The organism is Pseudoalteromonas sp. G5_S1_54_S4, assembly GCF_054968565.1.
The window spans coordinates 1-5,678 of sequence record NZ_JBQKUL010000088.1 but is presented as its reverse complement, the minus strand read 5'-3'; the positions used below and the strand labels follow the sequence as shown (position 1 = coordinate 5,678).

Annotated in this window: 3 protein-coding genes and 1 pseudogene; 1 reads left to right on the top strand and 3 read right to left on the bottom strand. The window is 36.1% G+C overall.

Features of this window, described 5'->3' with window-relative positions; genetic code table 11:
• Positions 1 to 2,596: NACHT domain-containing protein (locus ACTRWE_RS18730; protein WP_462880486.1), on the top strand; the 2,596-nt coding region annotated here is incomplete at its 5' end.
• Between the two features lie 13 nt (positions 2,597 to 2,609).
• Here ACTRWE_RS18730 and ACTRWE_RS18725 read toward each other — a convergent pair.
• The 3 genes and pseudogenes from ACTRWE_RS18725 to ACTRWE_RS18715 all read right to left on the bottom strand — a co-directional run.
• Positions 2,610 to 3,611 (bottom strand): TniB family NTP-binding protein, encoded by a 1,002-nt coding sequence (locus ACTRWE_RS18725; protein ID WP_462880485.1) that lies wholly within the window; start codon positions 3,609 to 3,611, stop codon positions 2,610 to 2,612.
• Positions 3,612 to 3,613: 2 nt separating this feature from the next.
• Complete coding sequence (locus tag ACTRWE_RS18720) at positions 3,614 to 5,422, bottom strand: transposase (protein WP_462880484.1); 1,809 nt, start codon at positions 5,420 to 5,422, stop codon at positions 3,614 to 3,616.
• Positions 5,415 to 5,678, bottom strand: a pseudogene (locus tag ACTRWE_RS18715) (TnsA endonuclease N-terminal domain-containing protein); the annotation flags it as partial. The gene ACTRWE_RS18720 and the pseudogene ACTRWE_RS18715, both read right to left, overlap by 8 nt.

The following is a 5,678-nucleotide window of genomic DNA, read 5'->3' as shown; positions in this document are numbered from 1 at the left end:
TATTGTTAAGCCACTTTTTGAATCAATGGGATATAACCGTGTTGACTTCAACGGAGGACCATTAGAACGAGGTAAAGATCTAATTGCGCAAATGGTTATCCCTCCACGAACAAAGCCTAGAGTCACCTACATACAATCAAAAAAGATTGGAGCTATTCAAAATGCATCTGAAAGCGCAAAATTCTCACAGCTATTACATCAACTTAGACAATGTGTCTCAGGTACTATCACTACGATTTCTGGCGAAATATTAAACGCCAATGAGGTTTATATCGCATGCCCTGAACCAGCTAAAAGTAGATTTATAGAAGAGGTTGGTAGCCAATTATTCGGCCTTCAACCAACGGTTGAGTTATTAGATGGCCCAAAAATAATAGATATGATAAAAGAGTTTAAGCCAGGCCTATTAAAGCTTTTAACAACTATTGAGGATAAATTAAGTAAAACTTGCAATGAGCACCTAATAAATAACGAATTATTAAATGCATTGAATGCAAAAAGCGGTAACGTTCTAAATAATTATTACAGTGACTTAAGTTTTTTTGTAGGGTCTGTTGATAGCAATGCGCTCTTTCATATTGACGTTGATATCTATACTTCTGAAATCAAAATAGAAGATGTAAATGTTTGGGAAAAAATAAAAATTGAACACAAGTTTTTCTCAGCAAACTTTCAAATCAATCTCTTTTCTGAAGAGATTGATAAAATTGAACAAAATTTTACTTTGATGCAAACCAAATATAAATCAAAGGAAAATACAAAAAATATCCAAAAGTACTCTGAAATAGAAAGTACTTTAAGTGAGTGCTCAATCTCTTTAAGTCAAATAATTAATGATCTTCAAGCAGCTTGCAGTCCAGCTAACTCTTCTTACACAAAAAAATTAAGTAAACAAGAAATCAACCAAGTAAAAGAGCTACTAACTAAAATTAAAGCACGAGTTGAAAGTAATTTTAACCAGAAAAATTTTGAGCTTTTAGCTGGTTCTCAATTTTCTTCTATTAACTCTCAAATAGAAAAAATTAATGGATTATTTCAACAGATAGCATCTCAAAAAGAAAAACGAGATCAGCTAAAGGTTAAGCTAGCTCCTATTCCGAGTTATAATTTCACTTTCAATCAAACTCTAAAGCTACAACTGAATTCATACAAAAACTCTTATATAACAGGAGTGGAAGCACTTCATAACACTAAAGGCAGATCTCTAAAAATAAAAGACTTCTTAAAAGAAACTGAAGAAGCACTAATGTTCCTTGAAAGGTTAATTAGAGCTGACTCACCAGTATCACGTTGGTTTAATTATAGTAATAAAGGTAAAGCTGATGATCGCGTTTCAATATCACCACATGACATCTTTGAGAGCCGGAAAGATATAGCTGTATATGGCGGTGCTGGCGTTGGTAAAACTACTACTTTACAAGCTTACGCTACACAATTAAAAGACCACTCTGACAATATTAGTATTTATATACCTCTTAATAAATTAGTTGAAAGACTTCAAGAAATAATCGTAAGCGCAGAATCTAGGGAGTTTTTAAAGAGTCAACTACTTTTAAAAGTAATCTTAATGAGTAAAGGGTTTGAACCCACGCTTGAAATGATATCTGAAGCGCAAATTGCTCTTCCACCAAACTTAACATTAATCCTTGATGGATTAGATGAAATATATACCCAAGTTCACGAAATCATTCCAGCTATCACAGATTTTAAAGCTAAATTTCCTAAAGCCCAATTAATAATCTCAAGTAGAGATTGTGTAAGCTATTTGAATAAAATTGACTTCCTAGGAATAACTCTCCTACCTTTTACAGAAGATCAACTTGAGAGCTTTATTTTAGGATGGATGAACAATAAAACCCTTGCAGCTAAACTTGTAGAAGAAGTCAAAAAAAATAATTTATACGAACATATAAAAACTCCACTTCTTGCAACAATTACCTGTTCACTCACTGAGAATGGCGTAAAAACACCAAAATCTGAGTATGAAATTTATGATGAAAGGCTTTTACTTCTAACCGGAGAATACGATAAGCACAAAAGAATCGACCGACAGTCACAGAAAAGTCAGAACTTAATACGGGTTGCTCGAAAATTAGCATTCTCAATGCAACAAGATAATTTAAGGAGTTTATCCAAGGAAAGAATTATATCACGTTTGAACAAGAGCCTATCAAACCACTACGAAGCTTCACTTATTGAAAAGTGTGTAGAAGAACTAATTGACCCTTGTAATATATTGATCCGCGACCCTATAAGTAAAAACTATTCATTTGGGCATTTCCGATTTCAAGAACATTTAGCTTCTACTGAGTTAAAACAAAATAGAGAAATAGACATAACTGAGTTGGCAGTAAAAGATTGGTGGGTAGGTACTTTATCTCTGTATGCCCAGGAAATTGAATTTTCTCATTTAATAGAAGACCTTTATCACAAGCATAATAATATCCAAAATGCCCTAACAACTTTAAAAGCAATGATAAATTCAGCTCCAAGTAGTAGAAGAGCCAATTTAAACTTACTAGTTGAGCAGTACGATAAAGCAGATTATTTTGATGAAATAACAAGCTCGTATGATGACGATTATTCATTTTACTAAATGTCACTTTCTTCTACTTCCTCAACAACTGACTAATAGGCATTCGGTCAGTAAATTTAGTCGCTATGAACGGATCTTCATCTTGGGCGCTTTCAGGTTTGTATAGTGAATAGCGATCGACTTCACTTGCTGTTATTTCTGCAACAGGCAAGGTAAATAAATTTGGAATATTAGGAAAGAGTACATCAAATGCTTTAACCAAGTGTTTGGTCGTGAGGGTTTTTGCGTTGTCCATTAATGCGTAAAGTACGGCATCATCTAAAAAGTATTTGAGTGTTCTAAAGCAACCTTTTGATAAGGAGAACAAAGCAAACACTGTTGCTTGCTCACTTAGATTTGGCTTTTCGGTAAATGGCATACGGTTGGCTAGGCCAATTATTAACTGCACAAAATGCTTTGGGTTTTCTGATAATTTAAAATAAGGCAGCTGCCGCCTTACTAATAAACGCGATGACCACTGGGGCTCGTCTGCTATTTTTTCTGCCCACGGCATACCTACCAAGACAATTGATACACCCTCTTCATCGTTAATGTATTTTAACCTGTTAGCAATTTCGCGGCGCTTTTTACCTTGGTTATGCTCAATTAGCTCTTGAAACTCATCAATAATTATAAGCTCTGTGCCACACGTTTTTAGGCATTTTATTAATGATGTCGTTAAGCGTGTACCGTTTATTCGTAGTTTACGCTCTGTGCTGCCTACTTGCCCTAAGTCTTTAAGAAGCTCAGCTAAAGTAGATTCTAGTGTCGGATTGCTAGGTATGCGGCTTACTAATACAGGATGGTTCATAACACCATTAATAAATTGCGGTAAGTGACGTTCTTTATATTGCTTGATCAGTGCTGTTTTACCTGTGCCTGTATCGCCATTTAAAAGCATGCAGGGCTTTTCGCCCGCTAACCCTTTACCAAGTCTTAATCTGTCGAAGTCGTTAAATACCGTGGTTATTATTGGGTATTCAATAAATACATCACGAAACTCATTAAGCTTTTCTTTTTGTTTATCGGTCAGCATAATTAAAACCCATCTAGATCTGAGATAAAGTCATCCCAGCTATCAGTTGGCTGCTCTTTAGGTGTGACCTTTTTGGGCTCTATGGGTTTGCACTGAGTTATTGATTTTTGTGAATCACTACTGACATTTTGATGCTTAGCTAGCGCTTTACCGCCTCTTACTTTTGAGTGTTTTGGCGCATTTTTTAACGCTTCAAACTCGTTTTGAATTTTATTATGAATAAACATACGCGCTTTTGCTAAGCCGACATTATCGATAGAGCCCGAAATAAAGTCGCGGTGGATGCGTATGTTTATTTTATGCTGATTCAAACTTAAATTTTGGGTGTAACCGTTTGGGTCTATGCATGGTACTTTTATGTAATGCTCTAGCTTATCGAGGTATACGTATACATAAGAAATATCTTCGGGGTTTAACTTAACTAAAACCTTATGAGATACGTTGTGACTAAATTGCTTTCTGTAATTAGACAGCTCCGTGCAGTCGTACCTTAAGTTTTCCAGCCATACTCCCCCCTTTCGAAGTTTAGGGTGAATTGAAATACTGAGCACAACATCTAGCTGTTGAAGGTCAGCATCACTCAGCATTGTTGGTGGTAACGAACTAAAGCCTTGATCCCATAATTGGCTTGGTATGTACTTAAAGCGACTGTCGGCATCTTGATGGTAAACGTCTACTACCCATTTATGAAATAACTGCATAAAGGTTGTAAACCGCATGATTGCATCTTTTTTGGGATTGTATTCATGCTTTTGTAAAATGTTAGAAAAGGTTTTACCTGGCACAGGGTCTAATAATTCAGTATTTATTGTGCCGAACATACGTTCTACAAACGGTTTTAACCACGGCTTTGCAACAGGGTTATATTGAGTATTAATGCCTATTTCTTCACAAGCTAGTTCAAGGCTGTTACTCCAAAATTCAGCGCCGTTATCAACAACTAGTGTTTCAATTTTACCTGCACACTTCCACTCATTTACTGTATCAGGGTATAGCTTTGCCACTTCATTTTTAGGTTTCATTGCATTTAGCATTGCTCGCCTTACTGCATCGTAGCTAGGCGCACTGAAGCTAAAATAGTAGCCAACAATACAGTGGCTATACACATCTATTAATATGGTAAGTGTTGGCCGACCAAGTGGAATATGCAGTTCATCATCTAATAAAATAAGGTCTAGCGGTGTATGGTCAATTTCAACTTTTTCAAGTACTCGGGTAGGCCGTGTATGCCCTTCCACTTTATTAAAAGCAATATCAGCAAGGCGCTTGCCATAACGAGCAACCATCACCTCGTATTGTGGTAAGTTATCTACTCTGTTTTTAAATGCTTTATATGTTAAAGGCTTTAAAACACTGCCTACAACACTGTCGTTTTCAATGATAACTAAGTCTGCGTAATACTTGTAAGCCGAAGCCACCGAAGGTTTTTCTTTTACTAAATAACGCTCAAGTGCTTTTTCGAAAAACTTATCGGTGGCTGTATCGCGCTCCCTGTTACCCTTTTTTTGATGGCTTGGTATTAGCGCCATGATATTTTTATCTGCATTGGTATAAGCGCTATACCATCGTGCTGCTGTTCTCCAGCTGGGCTTTTTTTCTCCCTCAACTTCGGGTATTACTTTTAATAAAGGCTCAAGGTTTTTTTGTGTCCAACCGCCTTGAATATTAGCCTCAAGCCATTGAATATATTTAAGCTTAGCAAATGTTGTATTTTTAATTTTTTCAGGAAGGGCTTGTAAATCTTTGGCGTAATTTTGAGGTAGTTTGGTCTCTACTTTTGGTAATGGCTGGTTAAATTCATCATTAAACATTGTTAGACCAAATTGCTGTTTCTATTGATATTTCATTTGTAGTTAAGTCGGCAAATAACTGCCCTAGTGATAATAAGCGTAGCACTGTAGCAAGTAGCTCACCGGCAGTTGCTTTTAAAAAGCTAACTAACTGACCCACTTTAATAGAGCCGTATTGCTTAACAAGTTCTAACACCGATGCTTGCAGCTCTGTTAAAGACTGAAAACCAGAATAGCGATGTAAAAGCTTTAAGTTATTGAGTGTTGGGTATACACG